The 25,724-nt window shown below is 64.3% G+C and carries 26 protein-coding genes; 13 read left to right on the forward strand and 13 right to left on the reverse strand.

Going from position 1 to position 25,724, the window contains the following annotated elements:
- Window positions 1–9 precede the first annotated feature (9 nt).
- Complete coding sequence (locus B9A31_RS03750) at window positions 10–336, forward strand: DUF1820 family protein (RefSeq protein WP_016712169.1); 327 nt, start codon at window positions 10–12, stop codon at window positions 334–336.
- A 3-nt stretch (window positions 337–339) separates the two neighbouring features.
- Here B9A31_RS03750 and B9A31_RS03755 read toward each other — a convergent pair whose 3' ends face one another.
- From B9A31_RS03755 to B9A31_RS03770, 4 genes are all read right to left on the reverse strand, one after another.
- Window positions 340–885 (reverse strand): tetratricopeptide repeat protein, encoded by a 546-nt coding sequence (locus tag B9A31_RS03755; RefSeq protein ID WP_016712168.1) that lies wholly within the window; start codon window positions 883–885, stop codon window positions 340–342.
- A 256-nt stretch (window positions 886–1,141) separates the two neighbouring features.
- Window positions 1,142–2,425, reverse strand: a complete 1,284-nt coding sequence (hemL, locus tag B9A31_RS03760; RefSeq protein ID WP_019098013.1) for a glutamate-1-semialdehyde 2,1-aminomutase — start codon at window positions 2,423–2,425, stop codon at window positions 1,142–1,144.
- 16 nt (window positions 2,426–2,441) lie between these two features.
- Window positions 2,442–3,065 carry a thiamine phosphate synthase gene (thiE, locus tag B9A31_RS03765; RefSeq protein WP_027610064.1) on the reverse strand — a complete coding sequence of 208 codons (624 nt, stop codon included), beginning with the start codon at window positions 3,063–3,065 and terminating at the stop codon, window positions 2,442–2,444.
- Between the two features lie 13 nt (window positions 3,066–3,078).
- Window positions 3,079–3,876 (reverse strand): hydroxymethylpyrimidine/phosphomethylpyrimidine kinase, encoded by a 798-nt coding sequence (locus B9A31_RS03770; RefSeq protein ID WP_027610065.1) that lies wholly within the window; start codon window positions 3,874–3,876, stop codon window positions 3,079–3,081.
- A 265-nt stretch (window positions 3,877–4,141) separates the two neighbouring features.
- Between B9A31_RS03770 and B9A31_RS03775 the strand changes: the two genes are divergently transcribed.
- The 4 genes from B9A31_RS03775 (at window position 4,142) to B9A31_RS03790 (ending at window position 10,145) form a co-directional block, all read left to right on the forward strand.
- A complete protein-coding gene (locus B9A31_RS03775; protein ID WP_084296661.1) occupies window positions 4,142–6,130 on the forward strand; it encodes a sensor histidine kinase in 1,989 nt (662 codons plus the stop codon).
- 154 nt (window positions 6,131–6,284) lie between these two features.
- Window positions 6,285–7,937 (forward strand): acyl-CoA dehydrogenase family protein, encoded by a 1,653-nt coding sequence (locus B9A31_RS03780; protein WP_027614886.1) that lies wholly within the window; start codon window positions 6,285–6,287, stop codon window positions 7,935–7,937.
- Between the two features lie 105 nt (window positions 7,938–8,042).
- A complete protein-coding gene (gene amn, locus B9A31_RS03785; protein ID WP_016712161.1) occupies window positions 8,043–9,506 on the forward strand; it encodes an AMP nucleosidase in 1,464 nt (487 codons plus the stop codon).
- 6 nt (window positions 9,507–9,512) lie between these two features.
- Window positions 9,513–10,145, forward strand: coding sequence for a pseudouridine synthase (locus B9A31_RS03790; protein ID WP_084296662.1), 633 nt, complete (start codon window positions 9,513–9,515; stop codon window positions 10,143–10,145).
- 12 nt (window positions 10,146–10,157) lie between these two features.
- On the opposite strand, the gene B9A31_RS03795 is transcribed toward B9A31_RS03790, so the two are convergent.
- Both B9A31_RS03795 and B9A31_RS03800 read right to left on the reverse strand, forming a co-directional pair.
- Window positions 10,158–10,361: a DUF2788 domain-containing protein gene (locus tag B9A31_RS03795; RefSeq protein WP_003249787.1), complete on the reverse strand. Its 204-nt coding sequence runs from the start codon at window positions 10,359–10,361 to the stop codon at window positions 10,158–10,160.
- 54 nt (window positions 10,362–10,415) lie between these two features.
- Window positions 10,416–10,892 (reverse strand): Lrp/AsnC family transcriptional regulator, encoded by a 477-nt coding sequence (locus tag B9A31_RS03800; protein ID WP_016712159.1) that lies wholly within the window; start codon window positions 10,890–10,892, stop codon window positions 10,416–10,418.
- 396 nt (window positions 10,893–11,288) lie between these two features.
- Here B9A31_RS03800 and B9A31_RS03805 point away from each other — a divergent pair, with 396 nt between their 5' ends.
- Window positions 11,289–12,119: a DUF6515 family protein gene (locus B9A31_RS03805; RefSeq protein ID WP_019098009.1), complete on the forward strand. Its 831-nt coding sequence runs from the start codon at window positions 11,289–11,291 to the stop codon at window positions 12,117–12,119.
- A gap of 3 nt (window positions 12,120–12,122) precedes the next feature.
- Here B9A31_RS03805 and B9A31_RS03810 read toward each other — a convergent pair whose 3' ends face one another.
- Together B9A31_RS03810 and B9A31_RS03815 are read right to left on the reverse strand one after the other, a co-directional pair.
- Window positions 12,123–12,992 carry a cation diffusion facilitator family transporter gene (locus tag B9A31_RS03810; protein ID WP_025754314.1) on the reverse strand — a complete coding sequence of 290 codons (870 nt, stop codon included), beginning with the start codon at window positions 12,990–12,992 and terminating at the stop codon, window positions 12,123–12,125.
- Between the two features lie 24 nt (window positions 12,993–13,016).
- On the reverse strand, window positions 13,017–13,436 hold the full coding sequence (locus B9A31_RS03815; protein WP_019097005.1) for a hypothetical protein: 420 nt from the start codon (window positions 13,434–13,436) through the stop codon (window positions 13,017–13,019).
- A gap of 117 nt (window positions 13,437–13,553) precedes the next feature.
- Here B9A31_RS03815 and hrpB point away from each other — a divergent pair, with 117 nt between their 5' ends.
- Window positions 13,554–16,082 carry an ATP-dependent helicase HrpB gene (hrpB, locus tag B9A31_RS03820; protein WP_084296663.1) on the forward strand — a complete coding sequence of 843 codons (2,529 nt, stop codon included), beginning with the start codon at window positions 13,554–13,556 and terminating at the stop codon, window positions 16,080–16,082.
- Between the two features lie 18 nt (window positions 16,083–16,100).
- Here hrpB and B9A31_RS03825 read toward each other — a convergent pair whose 3' ends face one another.
- Window positions 16,101–16,592, reverse strand: coding sequence for a hypothetical protein (locus B9A31_RS03825; RefSeq protein ID WP_019097500.1), 492 nt, complete (start codon window positions 16,590–16,592; stop codon window positions 16,101–16,103).
- Window positions 16,593–16,676: 84 nt separating this feature from the next.
- Window positions 16,677–17,333, reverse strand: coding sequence for a YciC family protein (locus B9A31_RS03830; protein ID WP_016712138.1), 657 nt, complete (start codon window positions 17,331–17,333; stop codon window positions 16,677–16,679).
- Window positions 17,334–17,500: 167 nt separating this feature from the next.
- On the opposite strand from B9A31_RS03830, the gene B9A31_RS03835 reads away from it, so the two are divergent.
- From B9A31_RS03835 to B9A31_RS03855, 5 genes are all read left to right on the forward strand, one after another.
- Window positions 17,501–18,259: a DUF2076 domain-containing protein gene (locus B9A31_RS03835; protein ID WP_019097499.1), complete on the forward strand. Its 759-nt coding sequence runs from the start codon at window positions 17,501–17,503 to the stop codon at window positions 18,257–18,259.
- Between the two features lie 65 nt (window positions 18,260–18,324).
- Window positions 18,325–18,816 carry an NYN domain-containing protein gene (locus tag B9A31_RS03840; protein ID WP_020371263.1) on the forward strand — a complete coding sequence of 164 codons (492 nt, stop codon included), beginning with the start codon at window positions 18,325–18,327 and terminating at the stop codon, window positions 18,814–18,816.
- 9 nt (window positions 18,817–18,825) lie between these two features.
- A complete protein-coding gene (locus tag B9A31_RS03845; protein WP_084296664.1) occupies window positions 18,826–19,431 on the forward strand; it encodes a 3'-5' exonuclease in 606 nt (201 codons plus the stop codon).
- 125 nt (window positions 19,432–19,556) lie between these two features.
- Window positions 19,557–20,477, forward strand: a complete 921-nt coding sequence (yedA, locus tag B9A31_RS03850) for a drug/metabolite exporter YedA (protein WP_016712134.1) — start codon at window positions 19,557–19,559, stop codon at window positions 20,475–20,477.
- Window positions 20,478–20,532: 55 nt separating this feature from the next.
- Window positions 20,533–21,864 (forward strand): DEAD/DEAH box helicase, encoded by a 1,332-nt coding sequence (locus B9A31_RS03855; RefSeq protein ID WP_016712133.1) that lies wholly within the window; start codon window positions 20,533–20,535, stop codon window positions 21,862–21,864.
- 35 nt (window positions 21,865–21,899) lie between these two features.
- Here B9A31_RS03855 and B9A31_RS03860 read toward each other — a convergent pair whose 3' ends face one another.
- From B9A31_RS03860 to B9A31_RS03870, 3 genes are all read right to left on the reverse strand, one after another.
- Window positions 21,900–23,141: a TIGR03862 family flavoprotein gene (locus B9A31_RS03860; RefSeq protein WP_084296665.1), complete on the reverse strand. Its 1,242-nt coding sequence runs from the start codon at window positions 23,139–23,141 to the stop codon at window positions 21,900–21,902.
- Window positions 23,142–23,289: 148 nt separating this feature from the next.
- Complete coding sequence (locus B9A31_RS03865) at window positions 23,290–24,204, reverse strand: histone deacetylase family protein (RefSeq protein WP_019097496.1); 915 nt, start codon at window positions 24,202–24,204, stop codon at window positions 23,290–23,292.
- Between the two features lie 38 nt (window positions 24,205–24,242).
- Window positions 24,243–24,929 carry a lipopolysaccharide core heptose(II)-phosphate phosphatase PmrG gene (locus B9A31_RS03870; protein WP_019097495.1) on the reverse strand — a complete coding sequence of 229 codons (687 nt, stop codon included), beginning with the start codon at window positions 24,927–24,929 and terminating at the stop codon, window positions 24,243–24,245.
- A 180-nt stretch (window positions 24,930–25,109) separates the two neighbouring features.
- Between B9A31_RS03870 and B9A31_RS03875 the strand changes: the two genes are divergently transcribed.
- Window positions 25,110–25,679 carry a GNAT family N-acetyltransferase gene (locus tag B9A31_RS03875; RefSeq protein WP_019097494.1) on the forward strand — a complete coding sequence of 190 codons (570 nt, stop codon included), beginning with the start codon at window positions 25,110–25,112 and terminating at the stop codon, window positions 25,677–25,679.
- Window positions 25,680–25,724: the final 45 nt, after the last annotated feature.

Here is a 25,724-nt window from a genome sequence, read left to right on the forward strand (position 1 = left end):
CCGCCGAACATGAGCAAACGCGAACCTGCCATCTATAAAGTGATCTTCCTCAACCAGGGGCAGGTCTTCGAGATGTATGCCAAGCAGATCTACCAGAGCGACCTGTGGGGCTTTCTGGAAATCGAGGAGTTCGTGTTCGGCGAGCGCTCGCAACTGGTGGTGGACCCGAGCGAGGAAAAGCTCAAGAGCCAGTTCGAAGGGGTAGTCCGCAGTTTTGTGCCGATGCACTCGATCGTGCGCATCGATGAGGTGGAGCGTCTGGGCACGGCCAAGATCAGCGAAGCCAAGGGCGGCGGCAATGTCATGCCGTTCCCGATGCCGATGCCGGAAAGGTAAGCCTCAGGGGAGCGGCGAGAACGGCGTACGCCCTTCGGCGTTCTGCAGTTCCAGCAGGTACTTGCGGAAGATCTGGCCGAGCACTTGAGTGGCGTGCTCAAGCTCGTCGCGGGGCATTTGCTCGGTCACTTCGTCGGCCATGTCCAGTGCATCTTCTGCGCCGTTGACGGCGGCCATCTTCAGCAGGATGTAGGCCTGCACGTTGTTGGCCTTGACCCCTTCGCCATGGAAGAACATGGCCCCCAGGCGGTACTGCGCGTCAGCGTGGCCTTGCAGCGAAGCCTTCTGGAACCAGTCCAGGGCTTTGTCGAGGTTTTTCGGCGTTTGCGTGTAGAAGTACTCGCCCAGTTCGAACTGCGCCTGGGCATCCCCTGCGGTTGCCGTCTGCTCGCAGGCCTTGAGGGCGTTTGCCAGGTCTTCAGGCTGAACGTTCAAGGTGCAGCGGCCCGTCGCTGGAATGAGCAACGAGTTACCGCCCTCCGCCAGGGCCAGCAGGGGCTGAAGAAGCAACAGGCAGCCCAGGGTCAGGGCGCGGCCGGTGCGGTTCATGGGGATCGACTTACCTCTGCAAAGCTGCGGCCAAGGTCTCTGGTGGCACATTATGGGATAAGCAGCGCCAACCTTACAAAGTTTTACTCGAATTTCTGCTTGGTTGGGGAAGTCAGCTGATTGTGCATGAATATTTCTTGCCTCCACCGGCCTCTTCGCGGGTAACCCGCTCCTACAATGACCGCGCCACCCGTGAAAGCGACGCAGCCCCTGTAGGAGCGGGTTTACCCGCGAAGAGGCCGGTACAGGCTGACCGTTACTTCAGGGCTGCAAAGGCCTTTTCAGCCGCATCGAGGGTGATCTGCAACTCTTTGTCGCCATGGGCGATGGAGGTGAAGCCTGCCTCGAATGCGCTTGGTGCCAGGTACACGCCACCGTCCAGCATCAAATGGAAGAAGCGCTTGAAGCGCTCGGCATCGCTGGCCATCACGTCTTCGAAGGTGACGATGTCGTCGGCACCGCTGAAGTACAGGCCGAACATGGCACCGGCCTGGGTGGTGACGAACGGTATGCCAGCGGCATCGGCGCGCTGTTGCAGGCCGTCGAGCATGCGGCTGGTGTAGTCGGTCAGCTCGGCGTGGAAGCCCGGACGGCTGATCAGCTTCAGCGTGGTCAGGCCGGCGGCCATGGCCAGCGGGTTGCCCGACAGGGTGCCGGCCTGGTAGACCGGGCCGAGCGGGGCGATGCAGCCCATGATTTCACGCTTGCCACCGAAGCAGCCGACCGGCATGCCGCCACCGACGATCTTGCCGAAGGTAGACAGGTCCGGCTTGATGCCGTAATGGCCCTGGGCGCCGCCCAGGGAAACGCGGAAGCCGGTCATCACTTCGTCGAAGATCAGTACCACGCCGTGCTTGTCGCACTGCTCGCGCAGGCCTTCGAGGAAGCCCGGTGCCGGCGGTACGCAGTTCATGTTGCCGGCCACCGGCTCGACGATGATGCAGGCCACGGTCTGGCCGACGTCGGCCAGGGTCTTCTCGACGGCGGCGATGTCGTTGAACGGCAGGGTCAGGGTGTGCTTGGCGAAGTCAGCCGGTACGCCCGCCGAGCTTGGCACGCCCTGGGTCAGCAGGCCGGAACCGGCTTTTACCAGCAGGCTGTCGGAGTGGCCGTGGTAGCAGCCTTCGAACTTGATGATGGCATCACGGCCGGTGTAGCCACGGGCCAGGCGGATGGCGCTCATGGTGGCTTCGGTGCCCGAGCTGACCATGCGCACCATTTCCATGGACGGCACCAGCGAGCAGACCAGGTCGGCCATGTCGGTTTCCATGGCGGTCGGTGCGCCATAGGACAGGCCGTGCTCCAGCTGCTTGCGTACCGACTCCAGCACGTCCGGATGGCCGTGGCCGAGGATCATCGGGCCCCAGGAACCGACATAGTCGACGTAGCGCTTGTCGTCCTCGTCAACAACGTAGGCGCCTTCGGCATGCTTGAAGAACAGCGGCGTGCCGCCCACGCTTTTGAAAGCGCGCACTGGCGAGTTGACGCCACCGGGGATGTGCTTCTGGGCTTTGGCGAACAGGTCTTCGGAACGGGACATGAAAGTTCTCTCGAAATCAGGATGCGAACAAGGCGTTGAAGGCGCGGGCGCGGCGGGTAACTTCCTGCGCGCTGTCGGCACCGAACAGGCCGTGGATCACCGCCAGCAGGTCGGCGCCGTGGGCGACCAGCGGGGCGGCGTTGTCGAGGGTGATGCCGCCGATCACCGCGATCGGCAGTTTCACCTGGGCGCGTGCCTGCTCCAGCAGTTGGACGTTGGCAGCGGGCGCACCCGGCTTGGTGACGGAATTGAAGAAGCGGCCGAAGGCCACGTAGCTGGCCCCTTCGCTGGCGGCCTGGGCGGCGAGGTCGAGGCTGGCGTGGCAGGTTGAGCCGATGATCGCCTGGCGGCCAAGCAGGGCACGGGCCGGGGTCAGCGGGCCATCGGTCTGCCCCAGGTGCACGCCGACGCCCAGGCGTGCGGCCAGTTCGGCGTCGTCGTTGATGAGCAGTCGGGTGCCGTAGCGCTCGCAGAGCTTCATCAGCCCTTCGGCTTCGCGCAAGCGGCGCGCTGCGTCGTCGCTTTTGTCGCGGTACTGCAGCAGGCACACGCCGCCTTCCAGTGCCGCCTCGACATGGGACAGGAAACGGCCGGCGAGCAGCTGGCTGTCGGTGATGGCGTACAGACCGCGTAGCTTCATGGAAGGCCTCGTATCAGGAGCAGAAGTCCAGGGGCAGGCGGCGCGGCACGTACTGGCCTTTGCCCAGCTGTTCGGCGTCACGCAGGGTGCGCCAGGTGTAGTCCAGTGCGCTGCGTACGGCGCTTACCAGTTGCTCGCCGAGGGCCAGGCGACCGGCCAGGGCGCTGGCCAGGGTGCAGCCCGAGCCGTGATAGCTGCCCGGCAGGCGCTGGCAGGTCCAGGTGTGGTGCTTGCCGTCCTGGGTGTACAGGCGGTTGTGGATTTCGTCTTCGTCGCCGTGACCGCCGGTAATCAGCAGGTGTCTACAGAACGGCAAGAGTTTCTCGGCACACTCGTCGGCGGTGCCCTCGGGCAGTTCGGCGAGGATGCGCGCCTCAGGCAGGTTTGGCGTGGCGATGGTCGCCAGCGGCAGCAGGCGTTCGCGCAGGGCATAGCCCACTTCGTCCTTGCCCAGGCGGCCACCGCCACCGGCACGCAGCACCGGATCGCACACCAGCGGCAGGTGCGGATGGGCAGCCAGCAGCTCGGCTACGGTGTCGACCATCTCGATCGAGCCGAGCATGCCCAGCTTGACGGCGGCCACGGTGGAGTCGGCCAGCACGGCATTGGCCTGGGCCAGTACCCACTCGCGGTCGAGCACGCGGAAGTCGGAAACGTTGACGGTATCCTGCACGGTCAGGGCGGTCACGGTGGGCGCGGCGTGACAGCCTTGGGCGATCAGGGCTTCGATATCTGCCTGCAAGCCGGCGCCGCCACTTGGGTCGTGGCCGGAGAGACAGAGGACAACGGGGCGGGAGCTGTAGGTATTCATGGTCGGCGAGCTTACCACCAAACCTGTTTGGGCGGATCGTCCGACAAACGAGTTTTGTTGATCGTTCGGTCAGAATTGTTTGTTGAATTTTTCTGAAAGTATTGATTTAGAGCCTTTTCTTTGATTTTTGATATGGCCGATTGCCAGGTTGCGAAGCTATGCTAGAGTGCTCGGATAACTCGATAAACGGGTTCTGCAGGATCACGTCGTCTCAAACGGATGGGAGGCAACCGCGACGCGACCGAGCAGGCCATGCTGGGGCTGTATGCGCTATTTGCTGATTGTGCTTCTGGGCTTGCTGCCCGTGCTGGCTGGAGCGGTCGATTTCGACAGCGCTACGCAGCACCTTCCATTGGGCAAGGCCATGCAGGTGTTTGAAGACCTTGATGGCAGTGCCAGCATCGCCCAGGTCAGTGCCCCCGGGTTTGCCAAACATTTCCGCCCCCACGATAAAGACGTGCTGAATGCCGGTTATTCCACCTCGGTGTTCTGGCTCAAGGTCGAGCTGCGCCCGGTTGCCGCGCCCGGCGCTGCCCCTCGGCAGTGGCTACTTGAGCTGGCTTACCCGCCGCTGGACCACCTGGAGCTGTACTTGCCTGATAGCGGCGGTGTCTACCGCCTGGCGCAGCGCACCGGCGATGCCTTGCCCTACGACAGCCGGCAGATCCGGCAGAACAACTACCTGTTCGAGCTGCAGTTGCCGCCAGGCGAGGTGACTACTGCCTACCTGCGCCTGCACAGCCAGGGCTCGGTGCAGGCACCGCTGGCGCTGTGGTCCCCTGAAGCCTATATGGAAGAGCAGCCCACGCGCCTGTATGTGCTGGGGATGATCTACGGCGTGTTGTTGGTGATGCTGGTGTACAACCTGTTCATCTACCTCAGTGTGCGGGACGTCAGCTACCTCTATTACATCCTGTACATCGCCTCGTTCGGTTTCTATCAGGTGTCGGTGAACGGTGCGGGTGTCGCTTATTTCTGGCCTGACAGCCCCTGGTGGGCGAATGCCTCGACACCACTGTTCATCGGTGCGGCAGGCTTGTTCGGTTGCCAGTTTGCCCGGCATTTCCTGCAATTGGGCAACATCAGCCGCGGCTTTGACCGTTTGCTGCAACTGCTGATGCTGGGTGGCGCGCTGGTCATGGTAATGGCGGTGAGCGTGCCCTATGGCATTGCCCTGCGCATGGCCACGCTGCTGGCCTTGCTGTTTACCGTGAGCATCTTCAGTGCGGGGCTGTACGCCTGGTGGCGGGGCTTGCGCGTGGCGCGTTGGTTCATCATCGCCTGGACGGCCTTCCTGCTCGGCGGCCTGGTCAACACCCTGATGGTGCTGGGCTACCTGCCGAACCTGTTCATCACCATGTATGCCAGCCAACTGGGTTCGGCGCTGGAGGTGGCACTGCTGTCGCTGGCGCTGGCCGACCGCATCAACAGCCTGCGCGAGCAGCAGGCGCAAACCTTGCGCGAATCCGGACGCACGCTGGAGCAGTTGAACCTGCAACTGGCCAGAAGCAACCGGTTGAAGGATGAGTTTCTGGCCAGTGTGACCCACGAACTGCGCACCCCGATGAATGGTGTGATCGGCTCGCTGGAACTGATGCACACCCTGCCGATGGAGGCCGAGATGGCCCAGTATCACCGCACGGCGGTGGGGTCTGCGCAGGGGATGATGGACATGGTCGATGCCATTCTCACCTTGTCTGAATTGCAGGCCGGTCGCCTGCGTGCGCAGCCGGCGCCGTTCAGCCTGCGCACACTGCTGCAGGGTTTGCGCGCCGGTTATGCCGGGCAGGCCTTGGGCAAGGGCTTGTACCTGAGCCTGGATATCCCGGCTGACCTGCCGGATGCGCTGGAGGGCGATGGAGAGAAATTGGCCCGCTGCCTTGGCTGCCTGGTGGAGAACGGGTTGAAGTTCACCCACCAGGGCGGGGTGATGATCCAGGTGCGCGGGCGCCGGGTAGGGCCGGGGGATCTGGCGTTGACCTTTACGGTCAGTGACAGCGGGATTGGTTTTGATGACCTTGAGCAGTCGACCCTGTACCAGCGGTTCTTCCAGGTGGATGGGTCGATGACCCGGCGCTATGGCGGGTTGGGGATTGGCTTGTCGATCTGCCGGCAGATGGGGGAATTGCTGGGCGCGCGGTTGGCGCATGAGTCGACGCGTGGGTTGGGGAGCCGGTTCGAGTTGAGTTTGAACATGGCGATTTCGCAGGTGCAGATGAGCCCGAGCATCCTGCAGGCGCGGCGTTCGCTTTGAAGGTGTGGGATTGGGGCAGGGCGGACACCTGTCAGCCCTGACACATCCTCAAATCATGCCCCCACCCCACGTTTCGTCATTAATGCCCCTTTGACTCCCCCGCAACCAGTGCTTCACTGGGGCTCTCAAGCCTACCCGGATCCAGGAGCCCCCGATGAACCTGCACCAGTACGCTGAAACCCACGAAGTCACCAACCAGCCTCCGCCCCTCGACGGCGCCAACCTCTACCGCCTCGACCTGCCGCTGCAGGACTGGTCCCGGCGTTTTGGCGCAGGCTGGGCCGAGTCGCGGATCGACGCCTATGGTGCCTTGGCTGGCGGCCCGCTGATGCAGGCCGGTTTCCTGGCCAACGCACACAAACCCGAATTCGTCAGCCACGACCGCTATGGTCATCGCATCGACCTGGTCGAGTTCCACCCCGCCTACCACGAGCTGATGCGCACCGCCGTCGAACACGGCCTGCCTTCTTTGCCCTGGGCCGAGGCCCGTGCTGGCGCCCACGTGGCGCGGGCTTCCATGACCTACCTGCACAGCCAGGCCGAGGCCGGGACCGGCTGCCCGTTGACCATGACCTTCGCCGCCGTGCCGGCGTTGCGCCTGCAACCCGAGCTGGCCGAGTACTGGCTGCCGAAAATCCTGGCCTGCGAATATGACCCTCGCAACATCGGCGACCGGCACAAGGCCGGGGTTACCCTGGGCATGGCCATGACCGAGAAGCAGGGCGGCACCGATGTGCGCGCCAATACCACGCGGGCCTATCCGGTGGGCGCTCCCGGCCCGGGCCAGGCCTACGAGCTGGTGGGGCACAAGTGGTTCTGCTCGGCGCCCATGTGTGATGCCTTCCTGACTTTGGCCCAGACCGAAAAAGGCCTGAGCTGCTTCCTGCTGCCGCGTCATCGCCCGGACGACAACCGCAATCAGTTCTACATCCAGCGGCTGAAGAACAAGCTCGGCAACAGCTCCAATGCCTCCAGCGAGGTGGAGTTCCGGGGGGCGCTGGCATGGATGATTGGCGAGGAAGGGCGGGGCGTGCCGACCATCATCGAGATGGTGGCCATGACCCGCTTCGACTGCATGGTCGGCTCCAGCGCCTTGATGCGCCAGGCGCTGACTCAGGCGGCTCACCACTGCGCGCACCGCAAGGTCGGTGGCCGGGTGTTGAACGAACAACCGCTGATGCAGAACGTGCTGGCCGACCTGGCGCTGGAAAGCGAGGCCGCGCTGGCCCTGAGCCTGCGCATGGGGCAGGCGCTGGAGCAGCTCGACGACCCGCAGCAGGCGCATTTCGCACGGCTGGTCACGGCCGTGGGCAAGTACTGGATCTGCAAGCGAGCGCCGGCCATGATCAACGAGGCAGCCGAATGCCTGGGCGGTGCGGGTTATGTGGAGGACAGCATCCTGCCGCGGCTGTACCGCGAAGCACCGGTCAACTCGACCTGGGAAGGCTCGGGCAATGTGCAATGCCTGGATGTGTTGCGGGCGTTGTCCAAGGAGCCGGGTGTGCTGGACGCGTTGTTCGCCGAACTGGGCGACGGGCATGGCGACCCACGGTTGGCCGCGCACATCGGTAACCTCAAAGGGGCGTTTGCCGACACGGGCGACATGCAGTACCGGGCGCGGCAGTTGACTGAGGACATTGCCCTGGCGTTGCAGGCCAAGCTGTTGCTGGAGGCGGGGAATGCGGTGGTGAGTGATGCGTTTATCGGAAGCCGGCTGGCGGGGAGCGGCCGGGTGTACGGAGCGTTACCACGGGGTGTAGATGTCGAGGCTCTGGTTACAAGGGCTACGCCCACCTGGCCGCTGTAGGTGCGGACGTGCCCGCGAATGCATGCAACACCGATCAATGGGGATGTTTTTACCCAAGAAGGCAGGCAAGATGGTCCACATGCATGTCCAGACAGGAAGCACAGTGTGAGCCACGCTTTTGTAGTCGTTGATACTCCCGAACAGGCCGTCGACCGTCTGGCGGCCTTGCATGAACAGGCCACCGGGGCCCTGAGCCAGGCCCTCAAGCGTTACCTGAAGGACCGTACCGAGCCGGGCGCCGATGAGCGGGACCTGTTCCGCTACCCGGCACTGCGCCTGACCTACCACAGCCACGGCGAAGTGGCCGCCACCACGCGGGCCTATGCCAAGGTCCAGGTGGCCGGCACCTACAGCGTTACCGTCACCCAGCCAGCCGCGTTCCGTAGCTACCTGCTGGAGCAACTGCGCCCATTGATGCACGACTACACCGTCACGGTAGAGGTCGGCGTCAGCGAACAGAACATCCCTTACCCCTACGTGGTCGACCAGGGCGACGAGCTGGCCGGCAGCGGTATTACCGCCGCGCAACTGGCGCGGGTGTTCCCCAGCACCGACCTTTCGGCCGCCACCGACAATATCGCCGATGGCCTGTACGACTGGGACCGTGCCGAAATTTTTCCGCTGGCACTGTTCGACGCCGCCCGCGTCGACTTCTCGCTGCGCCGCCTGGTGCACTACACCGGCAGCGACTGGCGCCATGTGCAGCCATGGATACTGCTGACCAACTATCACCGCTATGTCGACCAGTTCATCAGCCATGGCCTGGAGCAGCTGCGTGACGACCCGCGTTTCGTGCGCATGGTGCTGCCGGGCAATGTGGTGATCGAAAAGGGCATGGACCACGGTGAAACCCAGGCGCTGGTGGCCAGCGTGATCTGGCACCGCTACCAGATGCCGGCCTACCACCTGATCGCCGCCGACGGCGACGGCGTTACCTTGGTCAACATTGGTGTCGGCCCGTCCAACGCCAAGAACATCACCGACCACCTGGCCGTGCTGCGCCCGCACTGCTGGCTGATGATCGGCCACTGCGGCGGGCTGCGGCAATCGCAAACCATCGGCGACTATGTGCTGGCCCACGCCTACATGCGCCGTGACGGCATTCTCGACCGGGTGGTGCCGCCGAACATCCCGATTCCGGCCCTGGCCGAAGTGCAGCTGGCCTTGCAGGAGGCGGCTGCGCAGGTTACCGGCGAGCGTGGCGAACAGTTGAAGAAGCGCCTGCGCACCGGCACCGTGCTGACCTACGACGACCGCAACTGGGAGCTGCGCTGGGCTCAGGAACGCCCGCTCATCAACCTGTCGCGTGCCGTGGCGGTGGACATGGAAAGCGGTACCATCGCCGCCCAGGGTTACCGCCTGCGTGTGCCGTACGGCACCTTGCTGTGTGTGTCCGACAAGCCGCTGCACAGCGAGATCAAGCTGCCGGGCTCGGCCAACGCCTTCTACAACCGGGCGGTGAGCCAGCATCTGAAGATCGGCATTGCCGCCCTCGACCTGCTGCGCACCGAGCTCAACTCGCTGCACTCGCGTAAACTGCGCAGCTTCGATGAGCCGCCGTTCCGCTGAGGATCCATGTCACTGCCACCCCGTAACAAGCCGCGCCGTCCCCAGGCGCGGCCTGCCGCCGGCCCACGTCGCCAGCCGAAGGCGCCACCGGCCGAGCCGCGCCTGATCCTGTTCAACAAACCGTTCGACGTGCTGACCCAGTTCAGCGACGGCGACGGGCGGGCGACGCTCAAGGACTTCATCGACATCCCGGGTGTGTACCCGGCAGGGCGGCTGGACCGCGACAGTGAAGGCTTGCTGTTGCTCACCAACGATGGCGGGCTGCAGGCGCGCATTGCCGACCCCAAGCACAAGCTGGCCAAAACGTACTGGGTGCAGGTGGAGGGGGAACCGAGCGACGAGCAGTTGCAGCGCTTGCGTAATGGCGTGGAGCTGAACGATGGGCCTACCTTGCCCGCCGAGGCACGGCGGCTGGACGAACCCGAGCTGTGGCCGCGCAACCCGCCGGTACGGTTTCGCAAGAGCGTGCCAACCAGCTGGCTGGAGCTGGTGATACGCGAAGGGCGTAACCGCCAGGTGCGGCGGATGACGGCGGCGGTGGGGCTGCCGACCTTGCGTCTGGTGCGGGTACGGATCGGGGATTGGGCGCTGGATGGGTTGGAGCAGGGCTGCTGGCGCGACGTCCCCACCAGGCTTTAGGCCCTGAAGGTTCTACACGCCTTCCAGAAACCCCACCACCACGCTCTTGATGATAAAGGCCAACACCCCCAGCCCCAACACGAAGAACAGGATCAACGTACCGAACTTTCCGGCCTTGGACTTTTTCGCCAGGTCCCAGACGATGAAACCCATGAAACCGATCAGCACGGTGACCAGGATGATCATCATCCATTCTTCGAATACGGCGGGATCCATCGGTGTTCTCCAGGCAGTCTGAGCAGCCGATCATACGCCGGCTGCCATGGGCAATTAACGCAGGTGGGTCAATGGCATCTCGGTACTGGCCAGCACCTGGTTGAGCACGAAACTCGAACGCACGCTGGTGACGCCTTCGATACGCGTCAGGCTGCCTAGAAGCAGTTTCTGGTAGTGGTCCATGTCGGGTACCACCACTTTAAGCTGATAGTCGGCATCCATGCCGGTGACCAGGCTGCATTCGAGCACCTGTGGCAGGTTGCGGATGGCTGCCTCGAAGGTTTCGAAGCGCTCCGGGGTGTGGCGGTCCATGCCGATCAGCACGTAGGCGGTCAGGCTCAGGCCCAGCTTTTTGCGGTCGAGCAGGGCCACCTGGCGCGAGATGTAGCCGTCGTCCTCCAGTTGCTTGACCCGACGCGAGCATGGCGAAGGCGACAGGCCGATGCGTTCGGCCAGCTCCTGGTTGGAAATGCGCGCATCGCGCTGCAGTTCGGCGAGGATGCTCAGGTCGTAACGGTCAAGTTTGCTCATGGCATTTGCCCTTTTCTGTTCGTATTGCGGCGAATTATCAATCCAGGGTGAAAAATTGCGCAAGTGCTATTTATCCGAGCAATCTTCGCAATCCTCTGCCGCAACCTGTCCGGTATCTTTACCACCAGAATCACTGCCCGGACATCAGTCCACGGCGACGCGCCCTAGGCGGGCGGTCGCGGCCAGCCATCCAACAGGATCTGCAGGCCCCCGGGCTACACACCCTCCAGAAGACGGTGTGAGGTGAGCCGGCGCCACAAGTGCCGAGCACGGACGACAATTCCTGAAGGGAGGCCCTGCGGCCTCCCTTTTTTCATGTCTGGAAATTTAATTGGCCTGTGTGACGGGCGCGGTAGACTGGCTGTGGTTGCTGTATTTTCTACCGAGAGGAATACCATGAAGTCGCGCATCTGGCAGTTGGCAGGTGTTGGTTTGCTGGGTTTGAGCATCAGCCTCGGGGTACTGGCCGAAGGGCCGGGCGAGGGGCATGGCGAACGCGGCCAGCAGGTGCAAGGCGAGGGCGGGCCAGGCCGCTCGCTCAACTCGCGCGATGAAGTGCGCCAGACCCAGCCGCCGCGCCAGGGTTATTACCAGGACATTCCCCATCGCCATGGCGACGACCACCACTGGCAAGCCGGTGGCCCACGGCCCGGCGGTGACTGGCAGGGGCGCCCGGATGGCCATGGCAATGGCTGGGGGCCTGGGCCGCAGTATCGCCCGGGCCACACCATTGATCATTTGCCCGACCGTTACTGGAAGGTGCCCTACCGTGGCGCGGATTACTTCTATTCTGGTGGCTACTGGTACCGCCCACACGGTGGCAGTTACATCGTGGTGGCCCCGCCCTACGGCGTACGGGTCAGTTACCTGCCTTCCTATGCGCGTGAGGTCTGGCTGGGAGGGGCGCTGTTCTTCCTGGTGGCCGATACCTATTACCAGTACCTGGCGGACAGCCAGGAGTACGTGGTGGTCAACCCGCCGGTCGGCGTACCGGCGCCCGTGCCGGTGGCACCGGCAAACGGCGGCTATGACGTGGTGGCTTACCCGATGTATGGGCAGGGGCAACAGCAGCAGGACCAGGACCGCTACCAGTGCCATCGCTGGGCGGTGAGCCAGTCTGGCTTCGACCCCGCGACGGCGACGTATGCGCCACCTGCCAATGTGCTGGACAACTACCGGCGGGCGCTGGGGGCTTGCTTCAGTGGGCGAGGCTACAGCATCAACTGATCGCTATACCGGGTCTGCGTGCACCATCACATCCGCCTGTGGATAACGCTGGCGGATTACCTTTGATGCCTCAACGCACAACCCGTGCGCCTCATGCAGCGGCAGCTGCCCCGGCAGCTCCAGGTGCAACTGCACGAACCACTGGTTGCCCGATACCCGCGTGCGCAAGTCGTGCACGCCTTTCACGCCGGGAATGGCCAGTACCAGTGCGGCCATGCCTTCACCAACATCGCCGGGCAGTTCCTTGTCCATCAGGATCGCCGTACTTTCGCGGGCAATCTGCAGCGCGCTCCAGAGGATGTAGCAGGCTATGCCAAGGCCGAACAGCGCATCCAGTTGCGGCCAGCCAAAACGCGCCAGCAACAGGGCCAACAGGATGCTGCCGTTCAGCAGCAGGTCCGAGCGGTAGTGCAGGGAGTCGGCCCGCACGGCGGTGGAGCCGGTCAGGCGAATGACCTTGCGCTGCAATGCCAGCAGGGCAAGGGTCAGCACCAGTGACAGCAGCATCACGGCAATGCCGATACCGGTATCCCCCAAGGGTTGCGGTGTATGCAGGCGTTCGGCTGCCTGCACGCCGATCAGCACCGCACTGACGGCGATGAACAGCGCCTGCGCCATGCCTGCCAGCGCTTCGGCTTTGCCGTGGCCAAAGCGGTGGTCGTCGTCGGCCGGTCGCAGGGCGTAATGCACCGCCAGCAAGTTGAGAAACGAGGCAACGGCATCCAGTGCCGAGTCGGTCAGCCCGGCCAGCAAGCTCACCGAGCCGCTCAGCCACCAGGCCAGCGCCTTGCTCAGTACAAGGATGCTGGCCACCGTCAGTGATGCGCGGGTGGCCAGGCGTAGCAGGCGCTGGTGTTCAGCCGGGGTGATCATCCGTGGTCAATGTCCGTGGGGGTTTCAGGCTGCCGGCACCAGGCCAAGGCTGGCCAGTTGCTCGACGCTGCCGCGGTGCTGGATCAGCCTCGGGTCGTTCAGCGGCAGGCGTTGGCCCAGCTCGCTTTCAAGAATGGCCTGCAGCTTCAGGTTGTCGACCTTGCCGTCGGGGCTGACGGCTTCTTGCAGTTTGGTCGGGTCGACCTGGGCGGTGCGGCCACCCGGGTAGTAGATGGCGCCCGTGGCGAAGTCGATGCCGAAGGCGATCAGGCCCGGGATCACGTAGAACAGGATGCCAATGGCGTCCATTGCGGCAACCACAGGGTCGATCTTGCCGCCGATCTGGCCGCGCCGGTCTGGATAGAAAATGGTGCCGCAGGCCGTCAGTTGGGTCAGCAGGGTGGCGATGAGGGCGCCACCGATGACGCGGGTCGAGATGCGCATGTAAATCTCCGAGAAGGTATTCAGCAGGGCAAGCGAAGCGCCTGCGCCTGAAGCTTAAGACCATGATAGAGCAGGCTGGGTTCGCCGTTATACTCGCGAGACTGTTCGAGGACCACCATGATTTCATTACCGATCGATGCCGTCTTGCCCGCCTTGCGCCAAGCCCTGGAAAAACGTGACGAAGCGGTGCTTGAAGCACCACCAGGCGCCGGCAAGACCACCCGCGTGCCGCTGGCGCTGCTGAACGAGCCGTGGCTGGCCGGGCAGACCATTCTCATGCTGGAACCCCGGCGTCTGGCCGCGCGGGCGGCTGCCGAGCGGCTGGCCAGCGAACTGGGCGAGCAGGTGGGCCAGACCGTGGGCTACCGCATTCGCCTGGACAGCAAGGTCGGGCCGAACACCCGCATCGAAGTGGTAACCGAAGGTATCCTCACTCGCCGCCTGCAGGCCGACCCGGCGCTGGAAGGCGTAGGCTTGCTGATCTTCGATGAGTTTCATGAGCGTAGCCTGGATGCCGACCTTGCCCTTGCGCTGAGTCTTAATGGCCGCGAACTGCTGCGTGATGACCCGCCGCTGAAAATGCTGCTGATGTCTGCCACCCTGGAGGGCGAGCGGCTGTCGCGGCTGCTGGACGATGCCCCGGTGGTTCGCAGTGAAGGGCGCATGCATCCGGTGGACATCCGCTGGGGGCGGCCGTTTCAGCCGGGCGAATTCATCGAGCCACGGGTGGTGGACAGCGTGTTGCAGGCGCTGGCCGACCAGGCTGGCAGCGTGCTGGTATTCCTGCCCGGCCAGGCGGAGATCCGCCGGGTGCACCAAAGCCTTCAGGAGGCGCTGGGTGAGCGCCCCGAGATCCTGTTGTGCCCGCTGCACGGCGAACTCGACCTCAATGCCCAGCGCGCCGCCATCGACCCGGCGCCCAAGGGCCTGCGCAAGGTGGTGCTGGCGACTAACATCGCCGAAACCAGCCTGACCATCGACGGCGTGCGTGTGGTGATCGACGCAGGCCTGGCCCGCGTGCCGCGCTTCGACCCCGGCAGCGGCATGACCCGCCTGGACACCCAGCGCATTTCCCGCGCCAGTGCCACCCAGCGCGCCGGGCGTGCCGGCCGCCTGGAGCCTGGTGTCTGCTACCGCCTGTGGTCCGAGGCCCAGCATGACCAGCTGGCCGCCTATGGCAGTGCCGAGATCCTTCAGGCCGACCTGGCCGGCCTGGCCCTGCAACTGGCGCGCTGGGGCGTTACCCCCGAGCAGTTGTGCTGGCTCGACCAGCCGCCGCCTGCTGCATTCGCCCAGGCCCAGGACCTGCTGGCGCGGCTCAATGCCTTCAAGCCCGGCAGCCGTGACAGCCTCAGCGAACATGGCCAGGCCATGGCCGAACTGCCAGCTCATCCACGCATCGCGCATTTGTTGCTACGGGGCCAGAACCTGGGCCTGGCACAGATGGCGTGCGATGTGGCTGCGTTGCTGGGGGAGCGGGATATCCAGCGGGGCGGTGGCGCCGACTTGCACAGCCGGCTGGCGCTGGTGAGCGGCGAGAGCAAGGCTGCGCGTAGTGGCCAGGGCGGCGTGCAGCGTGCCCGCCAGCTGGCTCGCCAGTACCGCGGCCTGCTGCGTGGCAAGCCTGGGGCTGCGGTCGCCGACCCCGAACACCCGCGTTGGCTGGGCGCGCTGCTGGCGCTGGCCTACCCCGACCGTGTCGCCCAGCAGCGCCGCGAGGGCGGTGCGGAGTACCGGCTGGCCAACGGCCGTGCAGCGCTGTTCGCCGAGGTCGATGCATTGATGAAGTGCCCATGGTTGGTGATCGCCGACCTGGGGAGCCGCCAAGGGCAGCGCGAAGAGCGGATCTACCTCGCCGCCGAGTTCGATCCAGCCTTGCTCGACGGTGTGCTGGCCGAGCAGGTCGAGCGGGTCGATATCCTGGATTGGGACGAGCGTGAGCAGGTGTTGCGCGCAGAGCGTCAGGTCAAGGTTGGTGAACTGGTGCTCAGCCGTGAGCCGCTGCCGGGGCTGGATGATGACGCCAGGGCAAGGGCGCTGCTTGGCCTGGTCCGGCGTAAAGGCCTGAATCTGCTGACCTGGACCCCGGAGTTGCGCCAGTGGCAGGCACGGGTGGCACTGCTGCGTCAGCTCGACGTGGAAAAGACGGGCAACAGCGAGTGGCCCGACCTGGGGGACGAGGCGTTGCTCGCCAGCCTGGAAGACTGGCTGCAGCCTTATCTGGGCAAGGTATCGCGCCTTAGCCACTTCGCCGCACTGGACCTGCCGTCGATGCTGCGTAACCTGTTGCCCTGGCCGCTGCCACAGCGGCTGGAAGAACAGGCACCTGCGCACCTGGCCGTGCCTTCCGGCTCCCACATTCGGCTGGACTACAGTGAAAACCCGCCGATTCTCGCCGTGCGCCTGCAAGAGCTGTTCGGCCTTGCCGATACCCCACGCATTGCCAATGGCCGCCAGCAGGTCAAGCTGCACCTGCTGTCACCGGCCCGCCGCCCGGTGCAGGTGACCCAGGACTTGGCCAATTTCTGGCGTACGACTTATGCCGAGGTGAAGAAGGACCTGAAAGGGCGCTATCCAAAGCATTATTGGCCAGATGACCCGCTGGTGGCCGAGGCCACCGCGCGGGCCAAGCCTCGCGGAACCTGAAGGCCTGGTTGACTGCGGTCAGCCAATCGGTTTGAGAAGGAACGTAAGTACCACACCTTGCTCGACGTTCAGCAGCGCCACAAGGTCTCCGTTGATGTGGGGATCATCCATGATGCCCCCCACCCGGTAGCCTCGATGGTCGCGCAGATGGCAAACCAGGCCTTCCTCGGTCAATTGCAGCGGTTCGATTTTCCAGTCGTCGGTGACTTGGGCAAACCAGTAGAAACCCAGGTAGCCATTGAGGCTTACACCCAGCTTTTTGGCCTCTGGGCGCCCTGGAATGCTGATGTGGTAGTGCAGGCGGTTTTCGCTGCCTGACTGGTAATGAAAGTCCATCGTCGGCGAGTCCTGTTTGCCGCCGGCCTGCAACCAGTCATCCTCAGGGGTGACGCCCCAACTGAACTTGTCGGTGCTGCGGCTCAGGCGCAGTGGGATGTTGCCTTTGGCGCCGCGCACGTACAGCTTGCCGCGAAACGATCTGGCAAACCCGGTTTGAATGGCTTCGTTCATGGTGTGCTCCACGATTGGCATTGAGGGGGCACCCTAATGCCAAGTGCGCAGACCACAGCAGATCGAAGGCCTTCCCGTGTTGGTTCAAGTGCTGGCTTCGCTCTCCAGCAGCATGAACAGGCGGTACAACACCACCGTGCTGAACAGCTGCAGGAAGCCGCTGAGGCTGTCCATGGCCAGCTCCATGCCGGGCGATGGCTCGGGGAAGGCCATCAGCAGCAGCCCGTCGATCAGCCAGATCGGTGCCAGCACGGCCACCACGCAGATCATGATGCGCATGAAGTGCCCGGTGGTCATGGCTGCGCTTTCGCGCATCGCCTGCACCACGGGGCGGCCGCGCAGTACCAGCAGGTACTCGGCGAACACCAGGTTGATCATGATCCACACGCCCGGGAAGATGAACAGCGCCAGGCCCGCCATGATCAGCAGTGAGCTGATGAGGATCAGCAGGGCCAGCTGCGGCCACAGTTGCAGGGCGCGGGCGAACAGGTCGCGCTTGGCGATGTCCTGGCCGTTGCTGCGGGTGTGCAGGTAAAGGATCAGCGCGGCGCTGTACAGTGGGTAGAACAGCAGGCTGACCAGCATGCCGTAGGCCGGTGATGCCTGGTCGCCCAGCTGCCGGTACAGCAGTTGGGTGAGCAGGGCTTCCAGCACCACCAGCGGCAGGCACAGCTGGAGGATGTTCGGCAGGTGGCGGCGGAAGAAGTACAGGGAGTCGCGCAGAACGCTCAGCGGATTCATCAGTCAACATCGCATGGCAGTTAAAACAGGGGCCTAACTTTAGCCCAAAGCGGGCTTGCGGCTGTCACTTGCTGAAAAAAGTTTCACCGCAGCGGTGATTGAATCCTGCGCCTGTACGCCCCATCTTTGACGCTGTCCGTTGTCCCGCTACCCCACGAGGTCGCCCCATGAACACTGAAGAACAAACCCTGATCGACGGCCTGTTCGGCCGCATCAAGCAAGCCGAAGACCCGAGCCAGCCGCGTGACGCGCAGGCCCAGGCGTGTATCGAGCAACACCTGCGCCAGCAGCCGGCGGCGCCTTACTACATGGCCCAGGCCATCCTGGTGCAGGAGGCGGCAATCAAGCGCCTCGACGAGCAGAACAAGCAACTGGAGGCCGAGTTGCAGCAGGCCCGGGCTCAGGCCCAGGCCGCACAAGCCGCCACCAGTGCGCCAAGCAATGGCGGTGGTGGTTTCCTGTCCAGCATCTTTGGTTCGGGTGGGCGTAACGCGGCCCCGGCTGTGCAGCCTCAGCGCCCTTCGGCGCCGCCTGTAGCGTCCGGTGGTGGCTGGCGCGAGCCGTCGGCACCTGGCTTCTCCCAGCCGCAAGCGCAACAGCCCGGCTTTGGCGCGGGGCCAGCGCGCAGTGGTGCCAGCAGCTTCTTGGGCGGCGCCATGCAGACAGCAGCAGGTGTAGCCGGTGGTGTGTTGCTGGCGCAGGGCATCAGCAGCCTGTTCAACCACAACTCGCAGCCGCAAGAGGTGGTCGAGGTGATCAAGGAAGAGCCGACACCGGCCAGTGACAGCGGCGGCTGGAACGACCAGGGCGGGCAGCAGCAAGTGGCTGACAACGGTGGTTGGGGCAATGACCAAGGCGGTTATGCCGACACCGATTACGGCAGCGATGATGGCGGGTTCTTCTCGGACGACGATTCGTACGTCTGACAGGTCTGGCATACTGCTGGCATTTCTGGGGGCTGCTTTGCAGCCCTCTGTATTCCAGGCCGACCATGAGGTTCAAGGTGAAAAAGATCGCGCTGTTCGCCGATGTGCAGAACCTCTACTACACCGTGCGCCAGGCCCATGGCTGCCATTTCAACTACACCGAATTGTGGGCCGACGTCAGCCGTGAAGGCCAGATCGTCGAAGCCGTGGCCTATGCCATCGACCGTGGCGACAGCAAGCAACAGCAGTTCCAGCAGATCTTGCGCAACCTCGGTTTCGATGTGCGCCTCAAACCCTTCATCCAGCGCAGCGACGGCTCGGCCAAAGGTGACTGGGATGTGGGTATCACCCTGGATGTAATCGATGCAGCCAGCCGGGTCGACCAGGTGGTGCTGGCCTCTGGTGATGGCGATTTCGACTTGCTGCTGGAGCGGGTGATCCAGCGCCATGGCACCGAGGCCGTGGTATATGGCGTGCCGGGGCTCACCGCCTTGTCGCTGATCCGTGCCGCCACCCGTTATGTGCCCATCGAGGGTAAGCTATTGCTCAAACATTGAGGCCCTTGCATGGAACGTATTGCTGTCATCGACTTTGAAACCACCGGTATCACCCCCAGTGCAGGTTGCCGTGCCACCGAAGTGGCGGTGGTGATGCTGGAGGACGGGCGCATCGTCGAGCGCTACCAGAGCCTGATGAACGCGGGCGTGCCGGTACCGGCCTTCGTTGCCGGGTTGACCGGGATCACCACTGCCATGCTGCGCAGCGCGCCGCCGGTGGACAAGGTAATGAACGAAGTGGCCGAGTTTGTCGGCGACACCCCGTTGCTGGCACACAATGCGGCGTTCGACCAGAAGTTCTGGGATTACGAACTGAGCCGCATCGGTCGTAGCCGCCGCCAGTCGTTCGCCTGCTCCCTGCTGTTGTCGCGGCGCCTGCTGCCAATGGCGCCGAACCACAAGCTGGGCACCCTGACCCGCTGGGCCGGGCTGCCGGACACCGGTACCGCGCACCGGGCCATGGCCGATGCCGAGATGGCGGCCAACCTGTTGCAACACCTGGCCGGTGAACTGCGTCAGGCCCATGGTATCCAGCAACTTTCACACGACTTCCTGTGCCGCTTGCAGAAAGTGCCCGCCGCGAAGATTCGCGAAACCTTGGCCAAATTCCGTTAAGGCTTCCCCCCACCCAAACCGAACGCACCAAAAGTGTGCCGCTCATTTGCGCCGGTTCTGTAACGTATCTTCACTCAGGCAGGCCGTTAAACTGAGTCACCCGTAAACGGATTTCGAGTTTTCCCATGCCTGCCGCCCGTCGTTTCCCACTGTTGCTCATTGGTGCTTTCCTGGCCTTGTACCTGGTCTGGGGGTCTACCTACCTGTTCATTCGCATCGGCGTGGAGAGCTGGCCGCCGATGCTCATGGCCGGCGTGCGCTTCCTGATTGCCGGGGGCCTGCTGTACGGTTTCTTGCGCTGGCGTGGCGTGCCGGCACCGACCTGGCCGCAATGGCGGGCAGCGGGAGCGATCGGCTTTTTGCTGCTCAGTTGTGGCAACGGCGGTGTGACCGTGGCCGAACACGCTGGGGTGGCGTCGGGTGTGGCGGCGCTGGCAGTGGCGACTGTGCCGTTGTTCACTTTGCTGTTTGGCCTGCTGTTCGGGCACCGTAATTCGAAGCTGGAGTGGGCGGGCATCGCTTTGGGGCTGGTGGGCATCGGCATGCTGAACATGGGGTCCAACTTGCAGGCGAGCCCGATTGGTGCGGCGCTGATCATTTTCGCGGCGGCGTCGTGGGCATTCGGCTCGGTGTGGAGCAAGACCTTGCCGTTGCCTCAGGGGCCGATGGCCAGTGCTGCGGAAATGCTGGTGGGTGGTGCGGTGCTGTTGCTGGGCAGCGTGCTGTCGGGCGAGCGCATGACGCAGATGCCGACTGCCGCTGGCTGGGGAGCGCTGGCCTACCTGGTGTTCTTCGGCTCGATCCTGGCGTTCAGTGCCTACATGTACCTGCTCAAGCATGTGCGCCCGGCTGCCGCCACCAGCTATGCCTACGTCAACCCGGCAGTGGCTGTGCTGCTGGGCATTGTCTTTGCCGGTGAACAGATTGGTGCCGAAGAGTGCGTGGCCATGGCAGTGATCATCGGTGCAGTGGTGCTGATCGGCCTGCCACAGTGGCGCAAGGCGCCCCAGCCCCCTCAGCCGTTGAAAGGCGAAATCTGCAAGTAGGCAGGGGCGATGCGGTAAACTTGCCGCCTTCGCTGAACCCCCTGACGGTATTGCCATGAATTTCGCCAAACTCGGCCTGATCGAACCGCTGCTGCGCACGCTGCAGCAACTGGACTACACCACCCCGACCCCGGTGCAGGCCAAGGCCATCCCTGCCGTGCTGGCTGGCCGCGACCTGATGGCCGCAGCCCAGACCGGCACCGGCAAGACTGCGGGCTTTGCCTTGCCTGTGTTGCAGCGCCTGGCGCTGGAGGGTGAAAAAGTGGCCAGCAACTCGATCCGTGCGCTGGTGCTGGTGCCCACCCGCGAGCTGGCCGAGCAGGTGCACAACAACGTGCGCGAGTACGCCGAGAACCTGCCGCTGAGCACTTACGCGGTGTACGGCGGGGTCAGTATCAACCCGCAGATGATGCGCCTGCGCCGTGGCGTCGACCTGCTGGTGGCCACCCCGGGCCGCTTGCTCGACCTGTTCCGGCAAAACGCGGTGAAGTTCAACCAGGTGCAAACGCTGGTGCTGGATGAAGCCGACCGCATGCTCGACCTGGGCTTTGCCGAAGAACTGCAATCGGTGTACGCCGCGCTGCCACGCAAGCGCCAGACGTTGCTGTTTTCCGCCACCTTCTCCGACCAGATCCGCATGCTGGCGGGGCTGGCGCTGAATGACCCGCTCAGCATCGAAGTGAGCCCGCGCAATGCCACGGCCGCCAGCGTCAAGCAGTGGCTGGTGCCTGTGGATAAAAAGCGCAAGGTCGACCTGTTCTGCCACCTGCTGCGCAAACAGCGCTGGAAGCAGGTGCTGGTATTTGCCAAGACCCGCAATGGCGTTGACCAGCTGGTAGAGCGCTTGCTGGCCGAGGGTGTGAATGCCGATGGTATCCACGGTGACCGGCCGCAAGCCACCCGCCAGCGCGCGCTGGACAGCTTCAAGGCCCGCGAGGTGCAGGTGCTGGTGGCGACCGACGTGGCTGCCCGTGGCCTGGACATCGATGATCTTCCGTTGGTGGTCAACCTCGACTTGCCGATCGTGGCCGAGGATTACGTGCACCGCATCGGCCGTACCGGGCGAGCCGGCAACAAGGGCGAGGCCATTTCGCTGGTGTGCGCTGATGAAGTGCAACTGCTGGCGGCCATCGAAGTGCTGACTCGCCAGACACTGCCGCGCCATGAAGAGCCGGACTTCATCCCCGATCACCGAGTGCCGATGACCGATGCCACTGGCCAGGTGATCAAGAAGCCGAAGAAGCCCAAGAAGCCGAAAGAGAACAGCGCCAAGCGTGGGCTGGGGCGCTGGATGGACAGCACTGAAGCGGGTAATGCGGAGCCGGCGGTCAAGGCGGTGCGCAAGGTGCCAAGCTTCAATGGTGGGCCGCGTAAGCGTAAGCCTTGAGATTTTTGGGGCCGCTTTGCGGCCCCGGCAATCTATCAGGAATCCCGTGCCAGCCAATCCGCCGCCGCCCGCCCGGCGCGCAAGCCGCTGGCAAAGCACGCCGTCAGCAAATACCCCCCGGTCGGCGCCTCCCAGTCCAGCATCTCGCCGGCACAGAACACCCCCGGCATGCCCTTGACCATCAACCCCTCATCCAGCCCCTCGAAGCGCACCCCGCCAGCACTGCTGATCGCTTCATCCAGCGGCCGCGTACGCACCAGTGTGATCGGCAATGCCTTGATCGCCTGAGCCAGCGCCTGCGGGTCGGCAAAGGTCGCCTGATCGGTCAGCTCGCGCAGCAACGCAGCCTTCACTCCGTCAATCCCCAACTGGCTGTGCAAGTGTTTGGCCATGGAGCGCGAGCCGCGTGGCTTGGCCAGTGCCTGGGCAATCTTGTCCACAGGCTTGTCCGGCAGCAGGTCGAGCAACAGCAGCCCACGGCTTTCGCGATTGATGGCCTCGCGCACCAATGCCGACCAGGCATATACCAGGCTGCCCTCCACCCCTTGCGCGGTGAGGATGAACTCGCCCTTGCGCGGTGCGTTGCCCGGAACGCTGAGGGCAATGTTCTTCAGCGGTGCGCCCGCGAACTTGTCCTTGAGCAGTGCGCTCCAGCCCTCAACTTCAAAACCGCAGTTACTCGGCTGCAAAGGCGAGATATCCACAGCCCGTTCGGCCAGCAGCGCTTGCCAGCTGCCGTCGGAGCCCAATCGCGCCCAGCTGCCACCGCCCAGCGCCAGCACTACGACCGCAGCCTTCACCGCACGCTCGCCCTGTGGATAAGCAATCCGTAAGGCGCCATCCGCGTCCCAGCCCAGCCAGCGGTGTCGGGTGTGGATAACTACCCCGGCGTCGCGCAGGCGCTTGAGCCAGGCACGCAGCAGTGGCGCGGCTTTCATGTCGGTGGGGAACACCCGGCCCGAGGTACCGACGAAGGTCTCGATGCCCAAACCGTGAATCCACTGGCGCAAGGCGTCGGCATCGAAGTCGCGCAGCAGCGCATCGATTTCGCCCTGACGCCCGGCATAGCGGGCAACGAAGGCCGGGTAGGGCTCGGAGTGGGTGATGTTCATGCCGCCAACACCCGCCAGCAGGAACTTGCGGCCCACGGAAGGCATGGCATCGAACACCTCGACCGCCAGGCCCGCGTGGGCCAGTGCTTCTGCGGCCATCAGGCCGGCAGGGCCGCCACCGATGACGACAGCGAGGGGAGAGGAGGCGGGGTTGAGATCGGGCATGGTGGGCAGCAGGCTGTGGAAAAGAGGCGCATTCTAGCGCAGCGCTGCCCATGGAAGCACTGGTCAAAAAATAATCAGTATCCTGCAGGCCTTGCCCGCAAAGGGCTACAGCGCCTTTCCCGCAGGTTATCCACAAGCGGCTCCACAGTCATTGTGAACAACCGATGACCCGTGCAGCGCTGTGGTGAAGAATGCCGTGGCGCCTGGCCAAGGCCTCGCGGTCCTTGCTGTAGCCGCCGCCGATCACACCCACCACCGGGATATCGCGGCCCAGGCAATGGCGCAGCACTGCTTCGTCACGGGCAGCAACGCCAGCGTCGGTCAGTTGCAGGTAACCCAGCGCGTCGTCCTTGTGCACATCGACGCCAGCGTCATACAACACCAGGTCGGGTTGGTAGAGGGGCAGCAGGTAGTTGAGGGCGTCGTCCACCACCTTCAGGTAGGCTGCGTCGCCCATGCCGCGTGGCAGGGGGATGTCCCAATCGCTTTGTGCCTTGCGCGCCGGGAAGTTTTGTTCGCAATGCAGCGACACGGTGATGGCCTCGGGTGTGTCTTGCAGAATGCGTGCGGTGCCGTCGCCCTGGTGCACATCGCAGTCGAAGATCAGCACCCGGTGTACCCGGCCAGCCTCCAGCAGGTAGCGGCTGATCACGGCCAGGTCGTTGAAAATGCAGAAGCCGGCGGGGTGGTCGTAATGGGCGTGGTGGGTGCCGCCAGCGAGGTGGCAGGCGATGCCGTGCTGCAGCGCCATTTCGGCGGTCAGCAGCGAGCCACCTACGGCGCGTACGGTGCGCCGGGCCAGGGCTTCGCTCCAGGGCAGGCCGAGGCGGCGCTGGTCCTCGCGGGACAGTTCGCCGTTCATGTAGCGTTCGATGTAGCTGCGGTCGTGGGCCAGGGCGAGGATGTCGTTGGGGCAGATGTCCGGGCGCAGCAGGGCCTGATCAGTGGTCAGCCCGCTGTCGACCAGGTGGTCGTGCAGCAGGCGGAACTTGTCCATCGGGAAGCGGTGTTCGGCGGGGAACTCCGGGCTGTAGTCTTCGTGGTAGATCAGCGGCAGCGGCATGGGGTGTTCGCAATCGGGGCCAGTGCTGATCTTGCCAGTTATCGCCCTGCGCTGGCCAATACGCGTTGCCAGTCCGGCTCGTTAAGGCGCCCGAGGATACGCGCCTTGCCGTTGCCATCCACCGACACGAACAGGGCGCTGGCATAGCCGCTTTCACGCTCGCCCCCCACAACGTTCTGCTGGCGGGCGAAATGGTCGATGCAGCCGTTGTGGGTTACCAGCACCAGGTTATGCCCGGGCCGTTTATGGGCCAATGCCTCACTGGCGAATTGCTTGTCGCAACCTTCCAGCCAGTCCTCGCTGGCCACCGCCTGGCCGAGGATGAAGTGCGCGGTTTGCCGGGTACGCAGTTTCGGGCTGCTGAGCAGGTCGGCATTGTCCAGGCCCAACTGGTGCAGCCCCTGGCCAACGCGGCCAGCGGCCTGGCTGCCGGCCACGGTGATGCCGGTGGGGTCGTCCAGGCAGGGGCCGGGCGCGCTGTCGCAGCGTTCGGCGTGGCGGATCATCACGATCACTGCGCCATCGGCCCAATCCTGCAGCAGGCCGCTGTCACTCAGTTGTTGCTCGTTGCCAAGGTCCACGATATGCGTCCTCGTCGCCAGCCAGGTGGTCAACGCCGCCACGACCATGCACAGGCCAAGGGCGGCACCGAGGGCTTTGCGGGACAGGCGTCGCTTGCGCCGGGCGTGGATGGCAGGGTGCCCCAGGGTATTGCTCGATAGCATGCGTTGCTCCATTTGGCATGGCCGCGCCTGGCGCGGCAGTGATGGCGGCATCCTGCCAAGCGCCCTGTCGGGAGGCAGTGAAGGGCATGTGAAAATTGCATTCGGCTGATGGCGGCTGGGTGAAACCTGCGCCCGCGCCTACGCTGTAAACTGCAACACGGCAAAACCGGAGCAGGCCCGATGACCCCCATTCTTGAACTGGAAAGCGCACGGCTGGTGCTGCGCCAATGGCATGACGACGACCTGCGCGAGTTCGCCGCGCTGTGTGCAGACCCCCAGGTAATGCGCTACTTCCCGGCGCCGCTGACGCGCCTTGAAGCGGCTGCACTGATTGGCCGCGTGCGTGGGCACTTCAACGAGTACGGTTTTGGTTTATGGGCGCTGGAGCGCAAGGACAGCGGTGCGTTCATCGGCATGACCGGGTTGTTGCATGTCGGCTTCGATGCCGATTTTGCGCCGGCTGTGGAGATTGGCTGGCGCCTGGCACGGCGGCACTGGGGCCTGGGGTTCGCCAGCGAGGCGGCGTGGACCTGCCTGCGTTGTGCTTTCGCCCAATTGCGCCTGGAAGAGGTGGTGTCGTTCACTAGCGAGAGCAACCTGCCGTCGCAGAAGGTGATGCAGGCCATTGGCATGCAGCAGGACCTGAACGGCAGCTTCGAACACCCCCGCCTGCCCGAGGGCCACCCGCTGCGTCCGCATGTGCTGTACCGCATCGACCGCGCGCACTGGGAAAAGACCCTGCGTGCCTGAATGCACGGCCATGCCCGGCGCGAATGACAAACCCTGTATCATTTG

This window comes from Pseudomonas sp. URIL14HWK12:I5 (assembly GCF_900176445.1).
Lineage (GTDB): Bacteria > Pseudomonadota > Gammaproteobacteria > Pseudomonadales > Pseudomonadaceae > Aquipseudomonas > Aquipseudomonas monteilii.

Excerpts from the sequence above, each read along its gene's own strand:
- B9A31_RS03750 (WP_016712169.1), top strand. The coding sequence starts at position 10 with ATGAGCAAACGCGAACCTGCCATCTATAAAGTGATCTTCCTCAACCAG.
- B9A31_RS03755 (WP_016712168.1), bottom strand. The coding sequence starts at position 885 with ATGAACCGCACCGGCCGCGCCCTGACCCTGGGCTGCCTGTTGCTTCTT.
- hemL (WP_019098013.1), bottom strand. The coding sequence starts at position 2,425 with ATGTCCCGTTCCGAAGACCTGTTCGCCAAAGCCCAGAAGCACATCCCC.
- thiE (WP_027610064.1), bottom strand. The coding sequence starts at position 3,065 with ATGAAGCTACGCGGTCTGTACGCCATCACCGACAGCCAGCTGCTCGCC.
- B9A31_RS03770 (WP_027610065.1), bottom strand. The coding sequence starts at position 3,876 with ATGAATACCTACAGCTCCCGCCCCGTTGTCCTCTGTCTCTCCGGCCAC.
- B9A31_RS03775 (WP_084296661.1), top strand. The coding sequence starts at position 4,142 with ATGCGCTATTTGCTGATTGTGCTTCTGGGCTTGCTGCCCGTGCTGGCT.
- B9A31_RS03780 (WP_027614886.1), top strand. The coding sequence starts at position 6,285 with ATGAACCTGCACCAGTACGCTGAAACCCACGAAGTCACCAACCAGCCT.
- B9A31_RS03790 (WP_084296662.1), top strand. The coding sequence starts at position 9,513 with ATGTCACTGCCACCCCGTAACAAGCCGCGCCGTCCCCAGGCGCGGCCT.
- B9A31_RS03795 (WP_003249787.1), bottom strand. The coding sequence starts at position 10,361 with ATGGATCCCGCCGTATTCGAAGAATGGATGATGATCATCCTGGTCACC.
- B9A31_RS03800 (WP_016712159.1), bottom strand. The coding sequence starts at position 10,892 with ATGAGCAAACTTGACCGTTACGACCTGAGCATCCTCGCCGAACTGCAG.
- B9A31_RS03805 (WP_019098009.1), top strand. The coding sequence starts at position 11,289 with ATGAAGTCGCGCATCTGGCAGTTGGCAGGTGTTGGTTTGCTGGGTTTG.
- B9A31_RS03810 (WP_025754314.1), bottom strand. The coding sequence starts at position 12,992 with ATGATCACCCCGGCTGAACACCAGCGCCTGCTACGCCTGGCCACCCGC.
- B9A31_RS03815 (WP_019097005.1), bottom strand. The coding sequence starts at position 13,436 with ATGCGCATCTCGACCCGCGTCATCGGTGGCGCCCTCATCGCCACCCTG.
- hrpB (WP_084296663.1), top strand. The coding sequence starts at position 13,554 with ATGATTTCATTACCGATCGATGCCGTCTTGCCCGCCTTGCGCCAAGCC.
- B9A31_RS03825 (WP_019097500.1), bottom strand. The coding sequence starts at position 16,592 with ATGAACGAAGCCATTCAAACCGGGTTTGCCAGATCGTTTCGCGGCAAG.
- B9A31_RS03830 (WP_016712138.1), bottom strand. The coding sequence starts at position 17,333 with ATGAATCCGCTGAGCGTTCTGCGCGACTCCCTGTACTTCTTCCGCCGC.
- B9A31_RS03835 (WP_019097499.1), top strand. The coding sequence starts at position 17,501 with ATGAACACTGAAGAACAAACCCTGATCGACGGCCTGTTCGGCCGCATC.
- B9A31_RS03840 (WP_020371263.1), top strand. The coding sequence starts at position 18,325 with ATGAGGTTCAAGGTGAAAAAGATCGCGCTGTTCGCCGATGTGCAGAAC.
- B9A31_RS03845 (WP_084296664.1), top strand. The coding sequence starts at position 18,826 with ATGGAACGTATTGCTGTCATCGACTTTGAAACCACCGGTATCACCCCC.
- yedA (WP_016712134.1), top strand. The coding sequence starts at position 19,557 with ATGCCTGCCGCCCGTCGTTTCCCACTGTTGCTCATTGGTGCTTTCCTG.
- B9A31_RS03855 (WP_016712133.1), top strand. The coding sequence starts at position 20,533 with ATGAATTTCGCCAAACTCGGCCTGATCGAACCGCTGCTGCGCACGCTG.
- B9A31_RS03860 (WP_084296665.1), bottom strand. The coding sequence starts at position 23,141 with ATGCCCGATCTCAACCCCGCCTCCTCTCCCCTCGCTGTCGTCATCGGT.
- B9A31_RS03865 (WP_019097496.1), bottom strand. The coding sequence starts at position 24,204 with ATGCCGCTGCCGCTGATCTACCACGAAGACTACAGCCCGGAGTTCCCC.
- B9A31_RS03870 (WP_019097495.1), bottom strand. The coding sequence starts at position 24,929 with ATGCTATCGAGCAATACCCTGGGGCACCCTGCCATCCACGCCCGGCGC.
- B9A31_RS03875 (WP_019097494.1), top strand. The coding sequence starts at position 25,110 with ATGACCCCCATTCTTGAACTGGAAAGCGCACGGCTGGTGCTGCGCCAA.